This is a genomic window from Nostoc commune NIES-4072, from assembly GCF_003113895.1.
Lineage (GTDB): Bacteria > Cyanobacteriota > Cyanobacteriia > Cyanobacteriales > Nostocaceae > Nostoc > Nostoc commune.
Genome location: NZ_BDUD01000001.1, coordinates 29,823 through 55,812, shown reverse-complemented (window position 1 = coordinate 55,812; position 25,990 = coordinate 29,823). Strand labels below are relative to the sequence as shown.

The 25,990-nt window shown below is 39.6% G+C and carries 21 protein-coding genes and 2 pseudogenes; 15 read left to right on the top strand and 8 right to left on the bottom strand.

All coding sequences use genetic code 11. The annotated features are described in order from the left end of the window. Positions 1-121: 121 nt before the first annotated feature. The 4 genes from CDC33_RS00230 to rsmH all read right to left on the bottom strand — a co-directional run bounded on the left by CDC33_RS00230 (position 122) and on the right by rsmH (position 3,621). Positions 122-784 carry a MotA/TolQ/ExbB proton channel family protein gene (locus CDC33_RS00230; protein ID WP_109006773.1) on the bottom strand — a complete coding sequence of 221 codons (663 nt, stop codon included), beginning with the start codon at positions 782-784 and terminating at the stop codon, positions 122-124. A gap of 262 nt (positions 785-1,046) precedes the next feature. Further along, positions 1,047-1,451: a hypothetical protein gene (locus CDC33_RS00225; RefSeq protein WP_109006772.1), complete on the bottom strand. Its 405-nt coding sequence runs from the start codon at positions 1,449-1,451 to the stop codon at positions 1,047-1,049. Positions 1,452-1,453: 2 nt separating this feature from the next. Beyond that, entirely contained in the window at positions 1,454-2,380 is a 927-nt protein-coding gene (locus CDC33_RS00220) for a hypothetical protein (protein WP_109006771.1), read from the bottom strand. A gap of 347 nt (positions 2,381-2,727) precedes the next feature. Beyond that, positions 2,728-3,621 carry a 16S rRNA (cytosine(1402)-N(4))-methyltransferase RsmH gene (gene rsmH, locus CDC33_RS00215; protein WP_109006770.1) on the bottom strand — a complete coding sequence of 298 codons (894 nt, stop codon included), beginning with the start codon at positions 3,619-3,621 and terminating at the stop codon, positions 2,728-2,730. A gap of 210 nt (positions 3,622-3,831) precedes the next feature. On the opposite strand from rsmH, the gene CDC33_RS00210 reads away from it, so the two are divergent. The 4 genes and pseudogenes from CDC33_RS00210 to CDC33_RS00190 all read left to right on the top strand — a co-directional run. Beyond that, positions 3,832-4,962, top strand: coding sequence for an ankyrin repeat domain-containing protein (locus CDC33_RS00210; RefSeq protein ID WP_109006769.1), 1,131 nt, complete (start codon positions 3,832-3,834; stop codon positions 4,960-4,962). Positions 4,963-5,518: 556 nt separating this feature from the next. Beyond that, complete coding sequence (locus CDC33_RS00200) at positions 5,519-6,703, top strand: NAD(P)H-quinone oxidoreductase subunit H (RefSeq protein ID WP_109006767.1); 1,185 nt, start codon at positions 5,519-5,521, stop codon at positions 6,701-6,703. Between the two features lie 220 nt (positions 6,704-6,923). Next, positions 6,924-10,391, top strand: a pseudogene (locus tag CDC33_RS00195) (helicase-related protein). A gap of 177 nt (positions 10,392-10,568) precedes the next feature. Next, positions 10,569-10,781 (top strand): annotated as a pseudogene (locus CDC33_RS00190) (Uma2 family endonuclease); the annotation flags it as partial. A 102-nt stretch (positions 10,782-10,883) separates the two neighbouring features. On the opposite strand, the gene CDC33_RS00185 reads toward CDC33_RS00190, so the two are convergent. Next, positions 10,884-11,150 carry a hypothetical protein gene (locus CDC33_RS00185; protein ID WP_109006766.1) on the bottom strand — a complete coding sequence of 89 codons (267 nt, stop codon included), beginning with the start codon at positions 11,148-11,150 and terminating at the stop codon, positions 10,884-10,886. 326 nt (positions 11,151-11,476) lie between these two features. Between CDC33_RS00185 and CDC33_RS00180 the strand changes: the two genes are divergently transcribed. From CDC33_RS00180 to CDC33_RS00140, 9 genes are all read left to right on the top strand, one after another. After that, entirely contained in the window at positions 11,477-15,037 is a 3,561-nt protein-coding gene (locus CDC33_RS00180) for an Eco57I restriction-modification methylase domain-containing protein (protein ID WP_109006765.1), read from the top strand. A gap of 191 nt (positions 15,038-15,228) precedes the next feature. Further along, the gene (locus tag CDC33_RS00175; RefSeq protein WP_073644404.1) at positions 15,229-15,459 is read left to right on the top strand and encodes a hypothetical protein; all 231 of its coding nucleotides are present in this window, start codon (positions 15,229-15,231) and stop codon (positions 15,457-15,459) included. Positions 15,460-15,461: 2 nt separating this feature from the next. Next, a complete protein-coding gene (locus tag CDC33_RS00170; RefSeq protein WP_109006764.1) occupies positions 15,462-15,908 on the top strand; it encodes an HNH endonuclease in 447 nt (148 codons plus the stop codon). Between the two features lie 448 nt (positions 15,909-16,356). Continuing rightward, positions 16,357-16,893 (top strand): GAF domain-containing protein, encoded by a 537-nt coding sequence (locus tag CDC33_RS00165; RefSeq protein WP_109006763.1) that lies wholly within the window; start codon positions 16,357-16,359, stop codon positions 16,891-16,893. A gap of 82 nt (positions 16,894-16,975) precedes the next feature. Then, the gene (locus tag CDC33_RS00160) at positions 16,976-17,365 is read left to right on the top strand and encodes a VOC family protein (protein ID WP_109006762.1); all 390 of its coding nucleotides are present in this window, start codon (positions 16,976-16,978) and stop codon (positions 17,363-17,365) included. A gap of 60 nt (positions 17,366-17,425) precedes the next feature. Next, positions 17,426-17,710 (top strand): hypothetical protein, encoded by a 285-nt coding sequence (locus tag CDC33_RS00155; protein ID WP_109006761.1) that lies wholly within the window; start codon positions 17,426-17,428, stop codon positions 17,708-17,710. After that, positions 17,685-18,209 carry a type II toxin-antitoxin system VapC family toxin gene (locus CDC33_RS00150; RefSeq protein WP_244919087.1) on the top strand — a complete coding sequence of 175 codons (525 nt, stop codon included), beginning with the start codon at positions 17,685-17,687 and terminating at the stop codon, positions 18,207-18,209. The genes CDC33_RS00155 and CDC33_RS00150 overlap by 26 nt, the downstream gene beginning before the upstream one ends. A gap of 101 nt (positions 18,210-18,310) precedes the next feature. Beyond that, positions 18,311-19,489 carry a class I SAM-dependent methyltransferase gene (locus tag CDC33_RS00145; RefSeq protein WP_109006760.1) on the top strand — a complete coding sequence of 393 codons (1,179 nt, stop codon included), beginning with the start codon at positions 18,311-18,313 and terminating at the stop codon, positions 19,487-19,489. Between the two features lie 351 nt (positions 19,490-19,840). Then, entirely contained in the window at positions 19,841-20,707 is an 867-nt protein-coding gene (locus tag CDC33_RS00140; RefSeq protein WP_109006759.1) for an NAD(P)-dependent oxidoreductase, read from the top strand. Positions 20,708-20,869: 162 nt separating this feature from the next. Here the strand turns inward: CDC33_RS00140 and CDC33_RS00135 are convergent, their stop codons facing one another. After that, entirely contained in the window at positions 20,870-22,933 is a 2,064-nt protein-coding gene (locus tag CDC33_RS00135; protein ID WP_109006758.1) for a type 2 periplasmic-binding domain-containing protein, read from the bottom strand. 154 nt (positions 22,934-23,087) lie between these two features. After that, positions 23,088-23,993, bottom strand: a complete 906-nt coding sequence (hslO, locus tag CDC33_RS00130; RefSeq protein ID WP_109006757.1) for an Hsp33 family molecular chaperone HslO — start codon at positions 23,991-23,993, stop codon at positions 23,088-23,090. 140 nt (positions 23,994-24,133) lie between these two features. On the opposite strand from hslO, the gene CDC33_RS00125 reads away from it, so the two are divergent. Then, complete coding sequence (locus CDC33_RS00125) at positions 24,134-24,520, top strand: hypothetical protein (RefSeq protein WP_109006756.1); 387 nt, start codon at positions 24,134-24,136, stop codon at positions 24,518-24,520. Positions 24,521-24,572: 52 nt separating this feature from the next. Here the strand turns inward: CDC33_RS00125 and CDC33_RS00120 are convergent, their stop codons facing one another. Continuing rightward, on the bottom strand, positions 24,573-25,187 hold the full coding sequence (locus CDC33_RS00120) for a hypothetical protein (protein ID WP_109006755.1): 615 nt from the start codon (positions 25,185-25,187) through the stop codon (positions 24,573-24,575). A 455-nt stretch (positions 25,188-25,642) separates the two neighbouring features. Here CDC33_RS00120 and CDC33_RS00115 point away from each other — a divergent pair, with 455 nt between their 5' ends. Next, complete coding sequence (locus CDC33_RS00115; protein ID WP_109006754.1) at positions 25,643-25,885, top strand: hypothetical protein; 243 nt, start codon at positions 25,643-25,645, stop codon at positions 25,883-25,885. The last annotated feature ends 105 nt before the right edge of the window (positions 25,886-25,990 follow it).

The following is a 25,990-nucleotide window of genomic DNA, read 5'->3' as shown; positions in this document are numbered from 1 at the left end:
AAAAGCTATTCGTCATTTTAGAATACTATTAGAGCCAATCAATTTTGGATTTTGGATTGCCGATTTTGGACTTTGGCATAAGCGCGGCTCAACTGAGCGATCGCCCAATGTCTCAGTCGAACTATTTTGGATTTATTTTGAATTGTAAATTGTTATCTCCTCTTTCGTAGCGACGGCGGTAGAGTAATTCTAACTGTCCACCATATTCTTGAATCCAGGCAATCTGGCGCTGGTAGAGTCCCCGGAAGGTGTTGGCAAATAATAGTGTAAAGATTGCCACTACCAACCCTGATGCTGTAGATACTAAAGCTTCACTAATTCCAGATGTTACACCTGCTGTTTTAGTACCTCCCACATCTCCGATATTTAAAGAGGCAAAGGAGTTAATTAATCCTAAAACAGTGCCGAGAAGTCCCAACAGGGGCGCAAGACCAATAATTGTCTCAAAAATATTTTGAGATCGCTTGAGTAAGGGGATTTCGGCTTGTGCTTCACTTTCTAATGCCAAACGAAATTCCTCTGGTGTCGGCTCCTCCAATTCTAAAGCTGCTAAAAAAATCCGAGCAATGGGTAAATCAGAATTTTTCTGCAATTTATCTAAAGCACTAACTACATTATCAAGGCGATAAAGCTGTAGCACCTCTCGCACTACCTTGTTTTGCCGATTATTTATCCTTACCCAAAAAATGATCCGTTCGATAATCAGCGCCACCCCTAACAAAGAGAACGCTAGCAGAGGCCACATGACTATGCCACCTGCTGTAAACAGATTACTAATTTCCATCTATTATTTTTTAACTCATCAACAACGCTAGGTTAACAGATCGTTGTTTGAGGGAAGTTGATATCATTTCCCAAAAGTAACTCTAAGTACAAGTTTTTAATTATACAAGCAAAAATTAATCTTCAACATCTGAATAGCGATTAACGACTGCACTCACCTCAAACAAGTTTTTGTCAAACTGTGAACCCAAATAGGAATACACGCAAAAATTAATTGCTGGGATTCCTAATTAAAGATTTTTAGTCCTAATGTAAAGAAATAGTTATTTTAAGGATGAAGTAGATTGTTGACAATTACAGGTACTTGTCTTTTTCGCAATAAGATAAACAGACATACCTGTTAAAACAATAAAACAGATAATACTTGTCCACCAAAATAAACTTTGTTTACTCAGTTGGCTCGGTTTTGTATTTGGTTTAGCAAAACTGTATACGTAATCAATAGCAAGAGGTAAAGACACTTCATCGAGTTCAACCCATTCCGTCAACACATCTCCATTTTTAAGATTAGCGTATAGGTATCCAGGCTTTATTTTATGCTCTCGAATAGTGAAAGTATAATTATCATTTAGTTTTACTACTAAGTCTAATTTACCTCCTATTTTTCGTTTCTCAGGTTTTAACTGCCGTGACTCTAACAAACCAATAACTTTTTCTTGTAATAACATATTTACTTTTTAATAAATTGTACAAAAACTTTTAATAACTCGTATTGGTAATTTTTATATTCACCCTCTTCCTCTGCTTCTGCCAGATTTGATTGTGGGGTTACTTTCCATATCTGCTCGATAATTTCGTCATCTGACTTTCCTTCCAATCTCAATATTTTCACTTGGTTTCTTTCTTTTTCTAATTTATCGGATTTTTTAATATTTTCAGCAGCATCTTCCAGTAATCTTTTGGGATTGTCTAACAGGTTTTCTACTTCAGGTGCGATTAATACCAAAGTCTCAGGAGTGTAAACGTTGTTTCCCCTTCTATCATTTTCATTACTAGAGTTGATGTTGTTTGGAACCTCTCCGGTAGTTCCTCTATAAAGGTGAGATATTTTATTTCTTGTTTTATAAATAATAATTGTGACCATCCAATCAACACTTAGTTTGTAATACATCTCTAACCATGTTCTGAGAGCAATTTCTTTATTGGCTTCCTTTCCAAAAATCCTTCGAGTTTTATCTAAGTCTTTCTCCCACACTGGCACTCTACTTACTAAACGGCCAATATGAGCTAAACGTTTTTCCATCAACTCACGAAGAATATCTACCCACCATTTGCCAAAGCGCTCATAAACAGTAGGTTTTCCATAGTCTCCAAGTTCATCACAGCAGATGTAGAATTCTTCCATTTGATCTACTGTAGCTAAGTGCAAGCCGTCAAAATCAGTTGGTGTTACACTGGCTAGTTCAATCTTTTCTTTTGTAATAGCGATCACTTCATTGGTATCGGCTGGTTTTCTTGGTTGCGCTAACAGTATTAATACAACATCTTCTAAAACTATTTTGCTATTCCCACCCTTTTCATCAGAATATATCCGCACGTCATGCTTAACACCTACATACCTGTTGTAGAAGGGAAAAGATTGGATTATTATGCTCATTTTTTGATTTTATCTGTGTTACGCAATATATATACTACAAATATAGTACATTAGTACGCCCACAAATTTACGGCTAATATCTAAACATATATTATAAAAAACTTGCCAAAAAGCGCATAAGTATACTTACTGAGATATTGCCCCAGCCCCAACTAAGCGCTTCAGAATGAATTTATGGGTTTCATCCCTGAAGCCTTCTAAAAGAATACTAATCAAGGCTTTGAGTCCACTTGAGTGGACTTTGGCTATGAGCCTCAGCATTTTGAAAAAGGTACGAGAGTAATTCATACTGCAATTAAGGAATGCCAAAGCCTTTGATGTAAGACTATCGCAGGTTGATATTACTCCTACTTTTTCTCTGCTATCCTCAGTTTGGCCGATCGCGATCGCGGATTTTTCCCAATCTCCTCTTCTTGAGCAATAATAGGTTTTTTTGTCAAGACCTTTAATAAAGGTGAATTTCTTAAACCATGTTTCACCGGACGGTCTTCTAAACTATGAAAACTGATAATTGCAATTCTGCCGCCAGGGACAAGGGCATTTGGGGCTTTATCCAAAAAGGTTTCTAGGGATTTTAACTCATCGTTGACGACAATTCGCAGAGCTTGAAAAACACGGGTAGCGGGGTGAATTCTCCCATAACGGTATTTCGGGGGAACTGAAGAAGCGATCGCATCAGCCAATTCTGTTGTCGTGTGCAACGGCCGCCGTTCTACAATCCGACGAGCAATGCGCCGCGATAATCTCTCCTCACCGTATTTAAAGAAAATATCAGCTAATTCTGCTTCATCCCAATTATTAATCACATCAGCAGCAGTTAGCGATCGCCCTCGATCCATTCGCATATCTAAATTTGCAGCTTGGCGAAAGCTGAAACCTCGTTCTGCTTGATCTAAATGGTAAGAACTTACCCCCAAATCGGCTAAAATACCATCGAAAGTGTTGGGGGGAAATTCGTAGTCAGCAAAATTGCAATGGATAAATTGTATGCGATCGCTAAACTCAGCTAATTCTTTCCTTGCTGCTGCTAAAGCATCTTCATCTTGGTCAACTGCCGTTACCCGTACATCTCCAGAAGCTTCTAAAATCAAGCGACTATGACCACCACCGCCTACCGTTACATCTAAATAATGTCCGCTTGGACGCACCGCCAAACCCTCAATTACCTCCCGACCCAACACGGGAATATGGGAAAAAGGAGATCCTTCTAAATTAAGCAGCGTTTCCGAATCTGATTTCATCTTTAAATTGGGGAATGAGGAATAGGATATAGGTCAAAGAAAAAGGACAGAGAGGCGAGCTTTCAAGACTGGGATGCTTAAAGATAGATTTGAAAACACGCTCTAGTCCCCAGCCTCCAAAATGATTTACGAGGTTAAGATAAAGCCGATCTTACAATAATTTTCTTGTTCATCAATCAATTAATATTGCTTTGTAGCTTGAATTATATTATGAAAATTTCATCGCTTTTTATTCTGACCTCACTCTCAGCTTTGGCAATTTTATCTCCACCTAAAATTACTTTATCTCAATCAAATCGTACACCGATATGTCAATATCTTGTATACGGACAGTGGGCTGAAATTAAAAAGCTTTTAGAAGTTAGTACTAATCCGAATGAATCGTGCAAGTTTGGAAATCAGGTAATTATTTTACTGCATACTGCCATTAATCAAGGTGATGTCAGTTTAGTAAAATCATTAATTGCTAAAGGTGCTGACATTAAAGCCAAAGACTCTGATGGGAACACAGCATTACACTTTGTGGGTGGTTCATTAGAATTAGCCAAGCTATTTATTGATCGGGGTGTGGATGTTAATTCTAAGAATAATTTGAATGGCACACCTTTACACAATCAGTATGGTAAACTATCTAAAGAGGTTGCAGAATTATTCATTGCTAAAGGTGCAAATGTTAATCTTAAAAGCGATGATCAATTCATCCCTTTACATCTGACAGCAAGCCACGGCAAGTTAGAAGTAGGGCAACTTTTACTCGATAAAGGTGCAGATATTAACGCCAGAACAAATCAAAATTTTACACCGCTACATTATGCGATCAATCGCCCAGATTTTGTTAAATTACTAATTGACCGTGGTGCTAAATTAAATATTATTAACGATAGAGGTCTAGGGGCAATCCATGAACCAGGCTTGCAGAAAGGAGTATTACAATTACTCCTAGCTAAGGGAGGAAATGCGAATTTAAGAAGTGCCGATGGAAAAACACCACTGCATTGTCACGTTATAACTCCAGAGTTGGTGAAAATTCTCATCGCTAAGGGGGCAAATGTGAACGCGAAAGATAATTTAGGCAGAACACCCTTACACTACGCGATAAAAGAGCCAGGAAAACTTTTGGTAGCCAAAGGTGCAAATATTAATGCTACGGATAATTCCGGTAAAACTCCTTTGCATACTGCGGTCATTGGAGAAAATCTGGATCTTGTCGAGTTTTTGCTGATGAAAAAAGCTAGAGTCAATATGCGAGATAAAGAGGGCAAAACCCCATTACAGCTAGCTTTAACAAAAGGCGATAGTAGGATGATTCAACTGCTGAAACGCTATGGTGGTAAAGTTTGAAAAAAATCGAGGGTCAAAAGTTCAAAGTCCAAAACTTTTAGATAAGTATTCCAAAATCATATTCAGGTATATGCGAATATATGGATGGGAATTCTAACCAATCACCAATTTTGACGCTTGACTCTTGTGAAAAAATTCCTGCACTTCAATTCGGTAGCATCTCAACCTCAATATAATAATTGAAGAAGTGCAACAAAATGAAACATCAACCAAAAGCCCTTTGCTGCCATCTTCTCTCCAACGTACCCCTGTAGGGGCAATGCCTGTATTGTCCCGGCGAAACTTATTTTGGCAGACATATTCAAGAATGCAGAGGGCAGAGGGCAGAAGGTTCTATTTAGAAGGAGATTCAGTCCCCTCCTGAATAGGAGCCACCAAATTAAAAATTTGGTGGAGGTCTTGAATCCAAGTTCGCTCCGGTCAAGGGCTTCAGTGCTGGAATCAGAATTTCCTTCTGCCTTTTGCCTACTGTCCTCTACCTTTCTTGATAAATTGGGTCTAGTTGGCATTTAGGCGGTTCAATTCAAAATTTTCACGAACGGAGAACACGAAATCTATGACCAGACTAGAAACCCGCACTGAACCAATGGTGCTAAACATGGGGCCACACCACCCCTCAATGCACGGGGTTCTGCGGCTAATCATGACTCTGGATGGCGAGGATGTCGTTGACTGTGAACCAGTTATCGGCTACCTGCACCGGGGAATGGAAAAAATCGCCGAGAACCGCACTAATGTAATGTACGTCCCCTACGTTAGTCGCTGGGACTACGCTGCGGGAATGTTCAACGAAGCCGTTACTGTTAACGCCCCAGAAAAACTTGCAGGTGTAGCTGTTCCCAAACGTGCTAGCTACATCCGCGTCATCATGCTGGAGTTGAACCGCATTGCTAACCACTTGCTGTGGTTTGGCCCCTTTTTGGCTGACGTAGGCGCACAAACTCCCTTCTTTTACCAGTTCCGCGAACGGGAGATGATTTATGATTTGTGGGAAGCTGCCACAGGTTATCGGATGGTGAATAATAACTACTTCCGTGTTGGTGGAGTAGCAGCCGATTTACCTTACGGTTGGGTAGATAAGTGTCTGGAATTTTGCGAGTACTTATTACCCAAAGTTGATGAGTACGAACGCTTAGTAACTGATAACCCCATCTTCCGGCGACGTGTTGAGGGTATTGGGACTATCACCCGTGAAGAAGCAATTAACTGGGGACTTTCTGGCCCCATGTTACGCGCATCTGGCGTGCAATGGGATTTACGGAAAGTTGACCATTACGAATGTTACGACGATTTCGACTGGGATGTGCAGTGGGAAACCGCCGGTGATTGCTTTGCCCGTTACGTAGTGCGGATGCGGGAAATGCGCGAATCTGTGAAGATTATTCGCCAAGCAATTAAAGGACTTCCTGGCGGCCCTTACGAAAATCTAGAAGCCAAGCGTTTAGCCGCAGGTAAAAAATCCGAGTGGGACGCATTTGATTACCAATTCATCGGCAAAAAAGTTTCGCCTACTTTCAAGATACCCAAGGGTGAAATCTACGCTCGTGTAGAAAGTGGCAAAGGTGAATTGGGAATTTATTTGGTTGGTGATGATAATGTTTTCCCAGCACGTTGGAAGATTCGCGCCGCAGATTTCAACAACCTTCAGATTGTCCCACATTTACTGCGGGGCATGAAGGTTGCAGATATTGTGGTGATTCTCGGTAGTGTTGACGTAATTATGGGGTCTGTAGATAGGTAGAGAATATCTATTTAAGTAGTTTTTAGAGCAGTTGTATTATGCAACTGCTCTTTTTTTTATAATTTTTGAATATGCGATAAATCTTTGAATACGTTATAAATCGCCGTCTCTACAAAGGATTGATTATTGTACAGACGGCGATTTATCGCGTCTCTAATCTAGCTAGAAAAATTTTTTACTCATATAACAGATGTACGAAATATTTATAGAGTTTTAAATAATGCCACGCATTTTTGACAACATAGATTTGCAACTGCTACCGATTTTACGAGAAACCCTCAAAATCTCTTATCGGGCAGATTTTTGTGTTGGCTACTTCAACCTCAGAGGTTGGCGAAGAATTGATGATTTAGTCGAACAGTATGTTGGTAGTGAAAATGCTTGTTGTCGTTTGCTGATTGGGATGCAAAGCTTACCCAGTGATGAAGTTCATGCAGCATTTACCCTTAGTAGTGGTGATGGAAGAATTGACAACAGTAGCATTGTGAGGTTTAAAAAACGCATGGCGTTGGAATTTCGCCAGCAGTTGACTATCGGTGCGCCGACTAATCAGGATGAAGCGGGGTTACGGCGGTTAAGTCATCAGTTAAGAACTCAGAAACTAATTATTAAGTTGTTTTTGCGCCATTCTCTGCACGCTAAGTTATATCTTGTGCATCGTCATGATCCCAATACTCCCATAGTGGGATTCTTGGGTAGTAGTAATTTAACCCTTCCCGGACTGGCGAAACAAGGGGAATTGAATGTTGATATTTTAGACCATGATGCTTGTAATAAACTGCAAAAGTGGTTTAGCGATCGCTGGCAAGATTACGGTTGTGTAGATATATCCCAAGAATTAGCGGAAATTATCGATCAGAGTTGGGCAAGAGATGAGTTAGTCTCACCTTACTACATCTACCTGAAGATAGCTTACCACTTATCCCATGAAGCGATCGCCGGACTTTCAGAATTTCGTATCCCCCGCGAATTTAACAACTTATTTGATTTCCAAAAAGCCGCCGTACAGCTAGCAGCACGTCATGTAACTAGGCGTGGCGGCGTATTAGTAGGTGATGTGGTCGGTTTGGGTAAAACTTTAGTTGGAACCGCCCTTGCCAAGATATTACAAGAAGATTGTTTTTTAGAAACACTAATTATTTGCCCAAAAAACCTAGTTTCAATGTGGCAAGAATATAAAGATAACTATCGGCTACTTGCCGAAATTATGCCAATTAGTCAAGTACAAAATAAATTACCAACACTCCGGCGTTACCGAGTTGTGTTAATTGATGAAAGTCACAATTTACGGAACCGCGAAGGTAAACGTTATCGAACAATAATAGAATATATTGCAGCTAACGAAAGTAAATGTATTTTATTATCTGCTACTCCTTACAATAAAAGTTATCTTGACCTTTCCGCCCAACTCCGGCTATTTGTGCCAGAAGACCAAGATTTGGGATTAAGACCAGAAGCTTTAATTAATGAACTTGGCGGCAGTTCTATAGGAGAATTAGAGTTTATTAGAAAGCATCAATGTTCTGTGCGTTCTTTAGCAGCCTTCGAGAAAAGCGAACATCCTGATGACTGGCGAGAATTGATGAAGCGTTACATGGTGCGACGGACTCGCTCGTTTATTAAAGATAATTATGCCCACACAGATGAAACCGGGCGTAAATATTTGGAATTTTCTGATGGGAGACGTTCTTATTTTCCTCAACGTCTACCTCGGAGTCTGAAGTTTCCTTTAGAAGTTTCTAGCACTGACTTTTATGCTCGTCTTTACTCTGAGTTAGTCGTAGAAGTAATTAATCAACTGAATTTACCTCGTTATGGGCTAGGAAATTACGTTATTGCGAAACACAAACAGCCGCCTACAGATATCGAGCAACGCTTTATTAATAGCTTATTTCGTGGCGGTAGAAGGTTAATGGGTTTTTCTCGCACTAATTTATTTAAACGTTTAGAAAGTAGCGGCGTTGCTTTTATTCAATCAATTGAACGCCATATATTACGGAATTTTATTTATTTATATGCTTTAGAACAGGGGTTTGATATCCCTATTGGAACTCAAGAAGCTGAATTATTAGATACAAATAATAATGATGAAGATGCCGATTCTGTAGCAGCAGCTTTGTTTGATACAGAAACCGAAGAAGATGATTCTGACCTAACCCCCCAACCTCCTTCCCTACTAGGGAATGGGGAGAATTCAAAGCCTCTCTCCTTGCAGGAGAGAGGTTTGGAGAGAGGTTTTCCAGATTCCGCAAAAAGCCAAGAAAAAGCTTTTCGTCAAAGAGCAGAATCAATTTACCAAGAATATAGAACTCGATATCAACGGCGATTTAAGTGGCTGCGGTCTACACTTTTTGATATTAAAAAGCTGAAACGGGATTTGCTAGAGGATGCCAAAGCACTTATTAATATACTGCAACAGTGTGGTGAGTGGAATCCTCAAAAAGATGAAAAACTTGCTGCTTTAATCAAACTATTAACAGAAATTCACCCCAAAGATAAAGTACTAATTTTCACACAGTTTGCTGATACAGTCCGCTACCTTGCAGACAATTTGCAGTTGAGTCATATTACTAATGTAGCATGGGTGACAGGTCAATCTAAAGACCCGACAGTGATGACAGGAAGATTTAGCCCTGTGAGTAATGGAAAACGAGAGCAAATTTCATCATCAGAAGAGTTGCGGATTTTAATCGCCACCGACGTTTTAAGTGAAGGTCATAATTTGCAAGATTGTGCAATTATCGTCAATTGGGATTTACCTTGGGCGATTATTCGCTTAATTCAACGTGCGGGAAGAGTAGACCGTATTGGACAAAATGCTGATAAAATTCTCTGTTATTCTTTTTTACCAGCCGAGGGAGTAGAACGGATTATTAATTTGCGGGGACGACTCCGCAAACGACTGCAAGAAAATGCTGAAGTGATGGGAACTGATGAAGCTTTTTTTGAAGATGATGATGCACGGGTAATTCTCGACCTCTACAACGAGAAATCTGGAGTTTTAGATGGTGAAGAAGATACAGAAGTTGATTTGACATCAGAAGCATTTCAAATTTGGAAAAAAGCCACAGATAGTAATCCGGGTTTGAAAAAAACGATTGAAGAAATGGAAAATGTAGTTTATTCTACCCGCGCCCATACTCCGCAACCTGTGCAACCAGAGGGAGTATTGCTTTATATGAAAACCACAGAAGGGAATGATTCTTTAATTTATGTTGACCGCGATGGAAATAGCGTTACTCAATCACAATTAGCAGTGCTTCGCGTGGCGGCGTGTGAAGAATCTACCCCAGCGATACCGAGAGATAAACAACATCACGAATTAGTAAACAAGGGTGCTGAATTGATTGCTGAAGAAGAGAAAAATGCAGGTGGTCAATTAGGGCGACCATCAGGTGCAAGGTTCCGCAGTTATGAACGGCTGAAAAGTTATGTTCAAGAAATGAAAGGAACACTATTTGTTAGCGAAGAACTTTTAAAAGCAATTGATGAGATTTACCGTTATCCTTTGCGACAGTCAGCCATAGATACTCTCAACCGTCAACTGAGAAGCGGTATTAATAATCAACAGTTAGCTGAGTTAGTGGTGGCGCTATGAATGGATGACCGTTTGTGTATTGTGACAGAAGAACTAGAGAAGCGAGAACCTCAAATTATTTGTTCATTAGGATTATTTTCTAATTCGTAATTTTTAATTAAGGTAATAGACGCGATGAATCGCCGTCTCTACAATAATTAACCCGTTTGTAGAGACGGCGATTTATCGCGTCTTATTTATCGCGTATTATTTATCGCGTTTTTATTATTCGCAACACACCCTACAAAGGTTTAAAGATATAATTAAATTATTTTAGGAGTAATTTTTATGGTTATATTATCATCTAATCTTTCTTTAACAGAGTTTCTGCAATTACCAGAAACTAAACCAGCTAATGAATATATTGATGCAAAAATTTACCAAAAACCAATGCCGCAGGGAAAACATAGCAGAATCCAAACTCGTTTATCAACCGAGATTAATCAGGTAAGCGAACCTGAGCAAAAAGCTTTAGCGTTAACTGAATTACGCTGCACATTTGAGCCCTATAGTAGGTTGGGTTAAGGCTTTGCGAAACCCAACAAAGCTTTGATATATCTTGGGTTTCGTTCCTCAACCCAACCTACGCCTTACGTAAAATACTTAAATAAGAAAGCAAACTGAGGTTTGAATAAGTAAAAGCTGATTTGACTTACGTAAAATACTTAAATAAGAAAGCAAACTGGGCTTTGAGAAAGCAAAAGCTAATTTGACTTGCGGAAAACACCAAAATGAATAAGTCAAAGCTGCTTTTGAGTAAGTCAAAGCCCAGTTTGCTTGCGGAAAACGCCAAAATGAATAAGTCAAAGCCCAGTTTGCTTGCGGAAAACGCCAAAATGAATAAGTCAAAGCTGCTTTTGAGTAAGTCAAAGCTTGTTTTGAGAAAGCATTTCAGTATTTTGAGAAAGTAAACGGGCATTTTGATAAAGTAATCAGCAAATATACTTGACAATTAAAAATCATGGTTGTACAAATAAAGCCGCCGCCTAGAAAAATCGGTAATGTTTCAGTAATATTTCTCAAGCGCAACAAAGATAAAGGATTTATAAAGTATAAAAAGCATGGTAAAAATTTAACTCCTATAAACAGGGTTTATTAAAGTCCGTTAGCGCAGACTTAATTTTTAAAGCCACAGAATTATTTTCTGAATGGCAAATTTACCATACTTGTTTTTTATTTTTTAAGCATGGTAAATTATGTCACTCAATTTTCAACGAACACGCGATTTACTTTCTAACTTTCAATTTAGTAATTTGTTTATAGAAGAATTAGGTTGGTCTAAACCTTCCAGACAAAAAGCTGTTACTTTAAAATTTGATAACAAAACCTATCAATACCAAAAAATTGCTGAACTTTCAGGTGTTGCAATCTTTGAAGTCACCGCAGCAGATGGGAACATACCAGAAGCTAAAGTTAGAGTTGCTATTCATCAAGAAATTACTAAACTGATAGCTGAAAATCTACTCATCTTTGTTACCGAAGAACGCACACGTAGTCTTTGGTATTGGGTGAAGCGAGAAGGAAGCAAAACCTTCGTTCGTGACCATTTATATGTGAAGGGTCAACCCGGAGACTTATTTTTAAGTAAGCTTGGTTCTTTAGTAATTGATATTACTGAATTAGAACATGGGGAACCGACTGTTGTCGAAATTGCTTATAAGCTACAACGAGGTTTCGATGTTGAGCCAGTAACTAAGAAGTTTTACAAGGAATTTCAAGAACAACATCAGAAGTTTTTGCTATTTGTAAAAGGAATTGATAATGAGACAGATAGACGTTGGTATACATCGGTAATTCTCAATCGCTTGATGTTTGTTTATTTTCTCCAGCGTAAGGGTTTTATTGATAATAAAGATTTAAATTATCTGCAAAATAAGCTTGAGCAAAGCAAACAGAAAAGTGAAAATCATTTTTATAGTGAATTTCTCAAGGCTTTGTTTTTTGAAAGCTTTGCTAAACCTGAGATTGAACGCGATTTATCTGTACAAGAATTGGTAGGTAAGATTAAATACCTGAATGGTGGACTATTTCTCAAGCATCATATTGAAGATAAATATGATATTTCTATAGTTGATGAGGCGTTTGAGCAAGTTCTAGATTTATTTGGGCGTTATTCTTGGAATCTAGATGATACGCCAGAAGGCAAAGATGACGAGATAAATCCAGATGTGTTGGGTTATATTTTTGAGAAATATATTAACCAAAAAGCTTTTGGAGCGTATTATACTAGACCCCAAATTACAGAATATCTTTGTGATAGAACTATCCACAAGTTAATCGTAGACGGCGTAAATGATGCGCTATCTGATCAGTATAAGCCATTTGAGGATATCAATGAACTTCTCATTAAGCTGGATACAAATGTTTGTCGTCTATTAATGGATGATATTCTTCCTAATTTATCAATTCTTGACCCAGCTTGCGGTTCTGGTGCTTTTCTTGTAGCGGCGATGAAAACGCTAATCCAAGTTTATAGTGCGGTGTTCGGCACAATTAAATTGATGGGTGATGACACTCTCAAAAAGAAGCTTGAAGATATAGAAAATTTACACCCGTCACTACCTTATTTTATCAAAAAGCGGATTGTTTCAGATAACCTCTATGGTATAGACATCATGGAGGAAGCAACGGAAATTGCTAAACTGCGCCTTTTTTTAGCTTTGGTTTCTTCTGCTAACGATGTGGAAGAGTTAGAGCCATTACCTAATATTGATTTTAATATTATGGCGGGTAATTCGCTGATTGGTTTAATGAAAGTTGATGATACTGCTTTTGATGCGGTGGGAAATTCACTACAAGGAAATCTATTACAGTCTTTAGCCGCAGATAATTACAAGAAAATTTTAGAAGAAAAGAATAAATCTGTTGATTTATATAAGAAGCACGCTTTTTTACCGAAAGAATTAACCGATACAGATACACCTCAAGATACTCGATTGAAACACCTCCGCAAAAATATTGAACAACTCAACAAAAAATCGCAAGAAAAGTTAAATCTTTTGCTATTGGATGAGTTTAGTAAGCGTTTGGGTATCAAGTATGAAGAAGTTCAGTTAACTGGGAAATCACAAAAGCGGGTTTTGAAGGTTGAGGATATTGCAGCCTTGAAGCCGTTTCACTGGGGTTATCATTTCGACAAGGTTTTAGAACGCGGCGGTTTTGATGCAATTATTACTAATCCGCCTTGGGAGATATTTAAGCCACAGGCTAAGGAGTTCTTTGCACAGCATAATGAACTGGTAACGAAGAACAAGATGGATATTAAGGATTTTGAGAAAGAACAGAATAAATTATTACAAAATCCTATAATTGCCAGTGCTTGGTTAGAATATCAAAGTCAATATCCTTATGTCAGTGCCTATTATCGTTCATCTGAACAGTATAAAAATCAGATTTCTATTGTGAATGGTAAAAAAGCAGGTACGGATATTAATCTTTATAAGTTGTTTACAGAACAATGTTTTAATCTTTTGCGTTCAAGTGGTGAGTGCGGAATTGTAATTCCTAGTGGGATTTACACTGATTTGGGGACTAAGCAATTGCGAGAGATGTTGTTTAGTCAAACTAAAATTACTGGACTTTTTTGCTTTGAGAATCGCAAGACAATTTTTGAAGAAGTTGATAGCCGTTTTAAATTTGTTGTCCTTACTTTTGTTAAAGGTAGTACAACAACTGAGTTTCCATCGGCATTTATGCGTCATGATGTGCATGAACTTGAAAAGTTTCCTAGTAAAGATAGTTTACAGATTAATGTTAATATGGTTTGTAAACTATCACCTTATACGTTGTCTGTAATGGAGTTTAAGAATGAAGTAGATATCCGTATAGCTGAGAAAATGACTCAGTTTCCTTTATTAGGTAAAAAGTTTGAGGATAAGTGGAATTTAATCTTTCATAATGAATTTCACATGACTAATGATAGCCATCTCTATTTTAAAGAGCAAAAACCAGAGATGCTTCCATTATATGAAGGTAAAATTTTTCATCAATTCACTCATCAATGGGGTAAACCTAAGTATTGGCTTAATGAAAGTGAAGCAGCTAAACAGTTGTTATCACTACGTCAAAGACATATAGATAAAATTAGTAAAAATCGTTATATTAAATTACCTGAGAATTTAGAAATAGCTCTTGATTATAAATCTTATAGATTAGCTTTCCGTGATATAGCTGCTAGCACTAATGAGCGTTCTATGATTATGACTATATTGCCAAAAAATGTTTTTTTTCCGCATACAGTTTCTCTAGAGCAAGTTTATGATGTTCGTGTCGAAGATGGAAAAATAAACCCTAATTACCAACTAATCAGCAATGCTGAAAAACTTTATATTTGTACAATAATGAATTCGTTTATTATAGATGCCTATTTAAGACGAAGTATTACTAATCATCTTTCATTCTTTTTCGTATATGCAACGCCAGTCCCCCGTTTAACAAAAAACGATCGCAACTTCAACGATATTGTACAACGCGCCGCCAAACTCATCTGCACGACACCAGAATTTGACGAACTCGCGCAAGAAGTTGGTCTAGGTTCCCATCAACAAGGCGTTACCGACGAAGCAGAACGCGCTAAACTACGGGCAGAACTCGATGGAATGGTAGCACACCTTTACGGTTTAACCGAAGATGAATTTAGCTACATCCTCACCACATTTCCGATTGTTAATGCAACCGTTAAAGAAGCAGCATTGTCAGCTTACCGTACTTTTGTCCCAATGTTTGGAAACTCAAAAATAGAACTTACGCAAAAGTAGACGCTGTAGGAGCAATTCATGATATTACTGTATTAAAGAATCTCAACATAGTCCGATATTAAAGAATCTCAACATAGTCCGATAACTACCAGCAATGCCTGTCCAACGATAAATTCAAGAGCATGTTGACTCGGCGGCTCAGTGCTAACATGGCCTTCGTTGACCACAATCCTCAATTAATGGAGATACCCATGAAAGAATTAATGAAACAGCCTTCATCTTGGCTACCAAATGGAATAAAACTTAATCTTTCTGATCAATTTCGTCCTTTTTCTTTTACTGAAGAATTACAATTTCGTTTAGAAGAACTATTAGAAAAAAATAAAGAAAATTTACTCAATCCAGATGAACAAGCAGAATTAGCTGGTTTATTGGAATTAGAAAAAATTTTCAGTTTTATCAACGCTAAACTTGCTTCTTAATTGTGGTGATCAACAATTTTGTTGGTTTAAATGTCCGTAAAAGGGCAAAATATTTGTGTGAATATTGTCACTCTCCAGAACGTTCAAATACAACACCTTTTACCATTGATCACATTATTCCTCAATCTTTAGGAGGATCAGACGATCTCAATAATTTGGCTTTAGCTTGTCATCGTTGTAATCAAAGACGGTATAATTTTACAACTGCAATTGATCCAGAAACACAAACAGAAGTTGCATTATTTAATCCAAGAAATCAAAATTGGTCAGAGCATTTTACCTGGACAAAAAATAAGTTAAAGATCATTGGCACAACTCCTATAGGTCGTGCAACTTGCAGTCGTTTTGATTTTAATGATCAAGACCACGATGATGGGTTTATTCTAAATTCCCGTCAACTTTGGTTAACAGCAGGTTGGCATCCACCTATTGGCGATCTATGTCAATAACAAAAGAAGCAGCACTGTTAGTTTACCGTAACTTTATCTCAATGTTTGAAAACTTAGAATTAGTCTGTAGTTAGTCTCTCGTTCCCATGCAAACCATAAAAACGAGGATTACTAACAGCGTGACAAATATCTGTAGCTATAAATACAAACTTAATTGTTACATTACTGCTTAAAGTATATTTATTGCCTCAAGTTATAGAAAAACCAAACATATTATTTGTAAATTTACAAAATTCTTAATTTTAAATTTATAATATTTAATTTTCTCTGGTACAAATTAAACAAAAAAGATTTCTTAATATTATTTTAAAATTAACCGGAGAAGTTGACTAGTATTATGTTCTGTTAAAATTGAATTGCTGCTATAAATACAAGAATGTATTTAAACAAGGTCTAATAAATTACTATATAAATCCGGTAGCATTTACTTAGTGGTAATTTTAGAACCGTGCAAATTCATCCTCACTCGGAATTGAACCATAGCCGCGATCGCCGTGAACAAGGTTTGCAAAATTTGCTCGATCGCCTTGTTAAAACAATGCAGCGCGATGAGTTAGTTCGGCAAACAACCAATCAACTCAGAGAATCGCTTCAGGTTGATCGGGTGGTGTTGTATTATTTTTACAGTCAGTGGCAAGGACAGGTGACTTTTGAATCTTTAAGTTCTAAAGAATTATCAATCCTTGGTTCCACTGGCCCAGATGATTGTTTTAACAACGAGTATGCTGCTTTATACTTAGCAGGACGAGTAAGAGCGATCGCTGATATTGAATTAGAGCCAATTCAGCCTTGTCATCGAGATTTTCTTCGCAATTTGCAGGTTCGTGCCAACTTGGTTGTACCAATTGTCACACCTAAAGGATTATGGGGATTGCTAGTAGCACATCACTGTCAAGGGCCTCATTATTGGTCGCCATCAGATATAGAAATGATGCAAACAGGGGCACAAACTCTAGCAACAGATCATAATATTCTGGAGAGTTAAGTCACTGTGTATTCAAATCGCCTACAGTAAAGTAGCAGAAATCCTCGCCAGCACTGATTTTTCTAGTTAAGGAGAAAAAACTGTGAAATTTGGTTACACGGTTATTTGGGTAGACGATGTAGTTAAAACCGTTGAGTTTTACGAAAAAGCCTTTGGTCTAGTTCGTCGTACCCTCGTGGATAACGGGCAATCTATCTGGGCCGAAATTGAAACCGGAAACACTACACTAGCTTTCTCCTCTAGTAGCGAAGCGAAGAAGTTATTTCCTGGTGGCTGCCATCCCAACGACGTTACACAACCACCAGCATCAATCCAAATATCATTTATTACTCTTGATGTTGGCAGCGCTTACATGAGAGCGATCGGAGCAGGCGCAAAAACACTAGATGCCCCTAAAAGTCAGCCTGGGGGACAAATGATTGCTCGTGTCCGCGATCCCAATGGTGTGCTAGTGTCATTGGTGAGTGGTTGATTAGGGCATCAAACAAGCAAAGCTATAATTACCGTAGCCTCTAGCAAGTTCCATACTTCTATGACTCATCTTTTGACACTGGAACTCAACGATCAGATTTTCACTGCAATTGCGCGACAGGCTGAGGCAATTGGCGTTCCTCCTGAACGGCTAGCTGCAACCCTTTTAGAGCAACAGTTTGGACAAGTTTTTAAATTGTTGTCTGAAGCAGAAAAGGAAACAGCACGAGCCAGATTTGAACGCCATTTTGGGGCACTTCATTTCGAAGACACTATTGATCTGAACAATGAAAGTATTGATATAGATTTGGCGAGAGAGTATGCGAATAACCACGAGGAAGGTTAATGCTCCTCGATACTTCTGGATTACTTTGTCTACACTAGGACTTACGCAAAAATTGCTAAAAAGCTTAATTTCTCGAACCGCCAAGACGCCAAGAGCGCCGAGAATTCGTAGAGTGTGCGTAAGTCCTATACACTATCAGACTGAGCCTTTGCATACTGAAGCCATTGCTGCCTATAAAAGAGCAACAATACGATTAACCCACAGCTATGTGATTGCTGAGTACGTCGCGTTAGCCACTGCAAGACGTTTTCCGCGTTCGTCCGCCCTTACTTTTGTGGTTGACTTGCTGGATAACCCAGATATAGAAACGGTTTGGGTGGATGAATTATTGCACCGGACAGCAGTCGATCTGCTAATAGAGCGGGAGGATAAAACTTACTCTCTATGTGATGCACTAAGCTTTGTGTTAATGCGCCAACGCGGGATTACAGAGGCATTGTCTACCGATCGGCACTTCGAGCAAGAAGGGTTTATCCGCTTACTGCAAGCAGCAGGCTAACACGACAAACTAAACAACAGGTTTCAAGTTTTACACTTCGGTTAAATTAGATTGTGTTGCTGGTAAGCATTTATTTTTTTTACTCCCCAGTATCAAATTTTATGGATTCAAATCCAGCATTGTGTGCAGCGATCGCCAACCACATTACCACCTCTCCACAGCAGCGAATTACTTTTGCCCAATTCATGGACATGGCATTATACCACCCTGAATACGGCTACTATTCCAGCGATGCAGTCAAAATAGGTTTTAAAGATAGTGATTTTTTCACCTCTCCCAACCTCTGTCCTGACTTTGGCGAGTTACTAGCAGAACAATTTTTGCAAATGTGGGAAATTTTAGGAAAACCTATACCATTTTCTTTGGTAGAAATGGGAGCAGGTCAAGGATTGCTAGCTTTGCATATCCTTGAATATCTTCAACTGCACTACCCAGATTTTTTTACCGCGCTGGAGTACATCATTGTTGAAAAGTCCCCAATTTTAAGACAAGAACAGCAGCAACGCTTGCAAGATTTCCCGGTGCGTTGGTGCAATTTAGAGGATATACCACCGAATGCGATCGCTGGTTGCTTTTTCTCTAACGAGTTAGTTGATGCTTTCCCCGTCCATCAATTTATCCTAGAAACGGGCGAACTCCGAGAAATTTATGTAACCACAGATAGTAATGAGAAAGAAACCTGCTCATCATTTGTAGAAGTCACAGGAGAACCTTCAACGCCCCAACTAGCTAAATATTTAGACTTAGTAGGAATCGATTTGACCCAAAGTGTATATCCAGATGGCTACCGTAGTGAAATTAATTTAGCGGCTGGTGACTGGTTGAGTATAGTAGCCGACCGCTTGCAACGCGGCTATGTGTTAACAATTGATTATGGCTACCCAGCCAGTCGTTATTATAATCCCAGGCGATCGCAAGGAACGCTACAGTGTTATTACCAGCATCGTTTCGATGATAATCCCTATATTAATATTGGGCGACAAGATATCACAGCCCATGTTGACTTTACGGCTTTGGAACGCTGGGGTGAGCGGTGTAATTTAGAAAAAGTTGGTTTTATCCAGCAGGGATTATTTTTGATGGCGTTGGGGTTAGGCGATCGGATTGCAGCCCTTTCTTCTCAACAGCAACCCCTCTCACAGTTACTACAGCGCCGGGACTCACTACACCAGCTTATAGATCCCACAGGACTCGGCGGCTTTGGAGTCTTAATTCAGAGCAAAGGTCTGGACAATACAGAAATTTTTCAACCACTACTCGGATTGACCCTGCCAGAGTAAACGTAAAGAAAGAAAAGTTAAAACTCTATTTAAGAATGCAGTATCAGTCTTATTTAGACTAGCATAACAGTGATTACTGTAAAGCTAAACACAATACCAAAGTAATAATTATGTCCACTCATGATCTGTTAATGCTAGTAACCTTACTTACTCCAGGGATTTTACTTTCAGTGATAATTATGATGACTTTTGCGGCTGGTGGTTAATCGCCAGAGACGTTAGTCACTAATCAGTGAATAGCTATCAGTATTTAAAGATAACTGTTCACTGATAACTGATATTAAAATCAAACGATGGAAACGCGATGTCTACAACAGGCTACGCCTACGCTGTACCAAAGGAACGTAAAAAATGAAGGTGGCATTTCTGGGAACTGGACTGATGGGACTACCAATGGCTCAAAGGTTATTAGCCGCAGATATACAGCTAGTTGCCTATAATCGCACCCCAGAAAAATTAGCACCACTACAAGCAGCTGGGGCTGAAATTGTTACACATCCCCGCCACGCCATTCGTGCTGCTGAGTGCGTAATCCTCATGCTGACTAATGCCTCGGCCATTTATAATGTGTTGCTTTCAGACACTGCTTGGCAAACTCTGGAAGGGCGCACAATCATCCAAATGGGAACAATTACTCCTACAGAAAGCCAGGAAATTAGGGATGCAGTTGTTGGTGGTGGTGGTGAGTATTTAGAAGCACCTGTATTAGGGAGTATCCCGGAAGCAAAGGCTGGCGAGTTGAGTATTATGGTAGGGGCCGAGCCAGAACAATATCAACGCCACTTAAAATTACTCCAAAATTTTGGGACAGAACCTTTACTTATTGGGCCAGTGGGATCTGCGGCGGCGCTCAAATTGGCACTAAATCAACTAATAGCTTCCCTGACAACTAGCTTTGCTTTGAGTCTGGCTTTTGTGCAGCGTCAGGGTGTCGATGTGGATGTGTTTATGCAAATATTGCGCGAGAGTCCACTCTACGCACCTACCTTTGACAAAAAGCTACAACGGATGTTGGATGGCAATTATGCTGAACCGAATTTTCCCACAAAACACTTGCTTAAAGATACAGAATTATTTATCTCGGAAGCGAAATCTCGGAGTTTGGATCTCAGCAGTATTAAAGGTGTTCGGCAAATCTTGCAAACAGCCGTGAAAATGTCATTTGCCGATGATGATTACTCATCACTATTTTCTGTAATAAAAGAATGGGGAGAGTGATTGAGGAATAAATTTTCGTAAGGTAGCACAGCTAGCTGTGCTACCCTACTTGAAAAATATTTTTGAGACACATTGAGGAAATCTCCCCACACCCCGGTATCCCTGATATGCTTTTTGAAAATGCTGAATCAAAAGGTTTTAACTGAATTGTTAATAAGGATATTACTGCCCAGTAGTAGTTGATTGAGGAAATGGTAAAGATTCAGGCTGAGGCTGAGGTTCTGGTTGAGGATTGAGAAATTCTTGCCAAGCCCTAATTTGCTCTTGCGCCGCACTATAAGCAGCACTACCGCGTGGAATCGATTTGGCAATCTCAATCCCTCTGCCAATATCAGACTGACCTTGAGAGCGTGCTATTTCTAACAATTGCTGACTCCACAGGTCAATAGCCTGATTCGCATCCATACGTAAGATGCTATTATTTGAAACCCGATCTGCCAGCCGAATTGCCTCAACCAATGCTTCTGGTGTGCCAGCTGCGCCCACTTCCTGCGCTTTTTTCCAGTTTTCCCTGGTGCGGATTTCCCTTTCCCAGCTATTTATCGCAGTTTGTGCTTCCCCAGAAAGCGCCCTTCCTGAGGAGGCAATTTGTTGAGCTGCGCTAATGGCGGCGGTGAGATTTCCACTCTGAGCCAGTTCTTGTGCCTGATCTAAGTAGGGTTGGTCTTGAATTCGCTGAATCTTTGCTACCCAATTACGAATTTTTTTCTGTGCTTCTGGATATAATGCACGACCTCTACGAATTTCGCTGGCTTGGGCGATCGCAGCTTGCAAGGAGTTAATATCATCGAATATTGCTATCTGTTCGGCGCGTTCTAAGTAAGGTTGGTCTTCAATTGTCTCCACTTGGGCACGCCAGCGACCCATTTCTTGCCTAGCTTCTGTGGCGCGGGGATTACTCGCAGGAATCAGCTGCACTTGAGCGATCGCTGCTGTTAAATTAGGCACTGTTCCCTGGCTAGCCAATGTTCTCGCTTTTTCTAGATTGGCAACATCTTCAATTTCCAACTGCCAACGAGCAATCAGTTGTTGTGCTTCGTTATACACTGGTCTGGATGGATCAATTTGTTGTGCTTGAGCGATCGCAGCCTCTAAACCAGAAACATTACCTATCCAAGCACTTCTTTTCGCGTCAGCTATAGCGATAAAGTCATCTGTTTCACCCTGTAGTTTCGCAATCTCTGGTATTTGTCTAGCAATATCTAGTGCTGCATCTGCATCCTGCTTGTCTAGTTTTGCCTGTGCCAATTCCAGCATTTTGCGTCCAAATACCGGAATCGCTTCCTGAGCTTTTTGATAAATGTAACTTTCTTGCCCAATGGACTGAGCTATCTTGATAGCTTCTAATAAATTATCGACAACTTTGCTATTTGCTAAATTTTCCGCTTTTCCTAACTTATCGCCATCTTCCCGCGCTGTGGCAATTAGACGATTCAATTGGTCGTATTTAGTACCTGCCCAGTACTGATTGTCTACGCGCAGCATTTTGGCGGATAACATAAATGCTGATTGCCATCGCCGTTCTTTAACTTCAGCGATCGCACCATTGTATGTGGCTTCTGCCTTTGACCAAATTGACTGCCATTTGTCAACTTGTTCATCAACTAATTTATAAGCTGCCACATCTTCGGGTATCTTACGAGCAGTAGCGATCGCTTCCTCTAAATTACCTGTTTGGAAACTTTCATCAGCTAGCTTCAAAATATCCCGTGACCATTCTTCGATGAAACGATCAATTTCTCCATGCAACGGGTGATTTTGCGGTAGTTGCTTCACCAGAGCGATCGCTTGCAATAAATCTTTCACTGTCTGTTTAGAAGCCGCCAACTGAGCGCAGTGTAACCGTACAGAAGCACTAGCTAGCGGCCAGAAAATCGAGGGACAATTAGGGGCGGCTGGCAACTTTAGCAACATTGCCATTGCTAAGAATCCTACACTGCCAGGAATCAACATTAGTAGTACCAGCCACAATGTCCAGCTTTTCATCCAGCGTGGCCATTTCCCAGTACTACTGAATTGGGCAGTTTCTTTTGAATTACTATTTATAGGTAATCCTTCCCTATGGTTTTTTTTTCGCCGCTTCACTGACTTGGAGTTAGAACCAGTAGCTGGGGAATCAAATGGCTGAGTTTCACCGAATTGTTCTGTTCGGGATAATCTTTTGTTTTGATCTGGCTCTCTTCCACTGGCTGAAGACCAACTGTCTGGAATATCCCGCTCTGTCATCTCTCACACCAAAATAATTGAATAGCGCTCTGTTTTAGGTTGATAATTCCATTGTTGACATAGTAACTTTCTCATCATTAAAAAGCTACTTTTTTGAATATCTCTCTCCAAAGAATATCATTATCAAACTAAAAAATTAGTGTTTTTTTATACTTTATCCTAAAACACTAGATTCAGCTTGTAAATCGGCAATTAGTTGAGCTAACTGATCGCTACTTGCCTGGTAAACGTTGCCGCAAAATTCGCAAGTTGCTTCAGCACCATCATCTTTAACAATCATATCTTGCAGTTCAGCTTCTCCCAAAATCTTCAGTGCCCCCAAAACGCGATCAAAAGAACAACCACAGTGGAAGCGCAGTATTTGCCGTTCGGGAAAGATTACCAGCCCCATGTCTCCCAACAAGTCATTAAAGATTTCAGGTAACGTCTTACCAGCTTGCAACAATGGCGTAAATCCTGCTAGACCAGCAACCCGTGATTCCAACGTTTCTACTAAAGCTTCGTCTCTAGCAGCTTTGGGCAATACTTGTATCAGTAACCCTCCAGCCGCCGTTACTCCACCTGCTCCTACAAACACACCTAAAACTAAAGCTGAAGGTGTTTGTTCGGAATTCACCAGATAATGAGCCACATCATCGCCAATTTCCCCAGAAACTAGTTCAACAGTACTAGAGTAAGGATAACCGTAACCAATATCCCGGACAACGTAGAGGTAGCCGTCACCCACTGCACCACCAACATCTAGCTTACCTTTAGCATTGGGAGGCAATTCCACCGATGGATTCCCGACATACCCGCGTACTGTACCATCTAAGCCGGCATCTACCAATATGCCACCTAAAGGCCCATCGCCCTTCACCCGGACGTTGACCCTTGACCCAGTACGCTTCATACTAGAAGCCATTAATAAGCCCGCCGCCATAGTTCTACCTAGTGCTGCCGTTGCCACATAGGAAAGCTTGTGACGTCCTCGTGCTTCTTCTGTTAAACGTGTGGTGATCACACCTACGGCACGAATTCCACCTTCGGCTGCTGTTGCACGAATTAACTGATCCGCCATGAATAACCTTACATTTCTTAACAAGTTCACTTTTTCTATTCTAAGTTCTCTGTTGCGAGAAAAGTGACCCTGCAATAATCAGTGATTGTATTTGCAATATTAGAAGTAGCAATGTCTCACCTTTAGGTAATCCTATAAAAATGCTGGGTAATTTTCAACAAAGCCAACTGCGGATCGAAATCGAAGCATCAACAGATGCAATTCGTGACAGTCTGCTGCATCCGGTGCAACTCGAAAAATGGCTCTTAGGGCAACGCTTTGCGCCAGGAATGCCAGAAGAACTGCTTCCAGGATTCCAGTTTACAACCTGGACTGGGCCAGTTGCGATTCATCATCAAGTAGATGTTGTCAAATCAAACTGTCTGCGCTTGGTACTTAGCGGAGGCATTGACGGGTTCCACGAATGGTACTGGGGAGAAGGTTGGGTACAGTCCCGCTTGGAAGGAGTTTCGCTTTTGCCCTTGAATTTGGGTCAAACTTTGAGTTTGTTGAGCTTGCGTCAGTTTTTGGCAACTCAAGGACGTTGATTTGAGTAAAGGGATTGGGGATTGGTTATTCTTTGCGTCCCCAGTCCCCAGTTTATGAACCAGAAATAATACCTACAATAATTTTTACCAACATAGATAAATCTTCTGGAACTTGATAACGTTTCTGGTCTTGAGTCACCTGACGATTTGCACGATGGTAAACTCCAAAACGCCAGTCCTCACCAGTCGTAACTGCACCATATAGAAGTTCAGATGTGGATTTAGTCCATTGATCAAGTGCTATTAATTCAACAGCGAGTTGAGTAAATCCTCTAACTAAATCAGATTGTTTGGCTTCGATTACTAATAAATTTTGAGGAGCTGCAATATAGTAGTCGAGAGTCCCTTTCAGATAATTGTTGACAGCAATAGAATATTCTATATTGAGTCTCTGATTAGTTAAAGCACATACTTCAAACAAAATTGGGCCAATTAAAGCTTCCCGTCTAGTAGTTTCATTAACTAAATCAATATAAGATAAATTACGGCGAAGTTGCTGCTGTAAAAATTGGATGTCTAAAATTTCTGATGATTCAGGTAATGTTATATTTTTCCTTTCAATAGTGCAATTTAATTCGGTCAGAATATCATCAATCGTGAAAGGCAATTCAAAATATCTGCTGAAAGTATAAGATTCACCAACTTGAAGAATGCGGCGGGAACTCATAAAAAACCTAAGCCAAATTTATCTTCCTATTTTAGTTCCTGGGCGATCGCCACATTAGCATCACTGCGATTCAGTCCCGCCTTAGCCCGTTATAGTCTAGCAACATCGCCCCCGTATTTCCCATCTGCTGATATTGGTTCATAGATGCGATCGCTTGTCACATTGCATTCAACTCAATAGCCATTCTCTTCAAAAATCAAATATGAGTTATAGAAATGTAATGTATTGAGTATTAAAATATCAAGTTTATATCCAGCTAGATTAATATAGAAATTATACCATTGCACGAGCAAAAAACATTTTACTTTTCTTAAAAAAAATTTTTTTGATTTTTTTAGCAAGAACCCTAATAATACTTTTATCGACACAAAAAATTTACAAATTATACTCTTTGTCTATTTGTAATTTTAAATGTGACGTGGCTTTAATCCAACAATCAAGCGAGAACTAAAATTATGACAAGCACATTATTTACTCCATTACTCACCAACGAAGAAGCTAACTTGTCTGGTGGTAAAATCAAAAGCGTCACAGGCGGCAGAGGCGGTAGAGGCGGCAGAGGTGGCGACTCTAATACTATATCGATTATCGTAATTGCCGGCATTATTAATAATAGCTATATTACTGGAGGAACTACAAATGGTGGAAATGGTGGAAATGGTGGAGGTGGTGGAAATGGTGGAAATGCTAAGGGATAGAAAATTCATCGCCATAAGTAAACCTGTGAAGTTTACTAGAAGGGAAATAAAAATAATAAACATCAATAGACGATTAACCTCGCCTTTGAAGAAATAAAGTGTCAC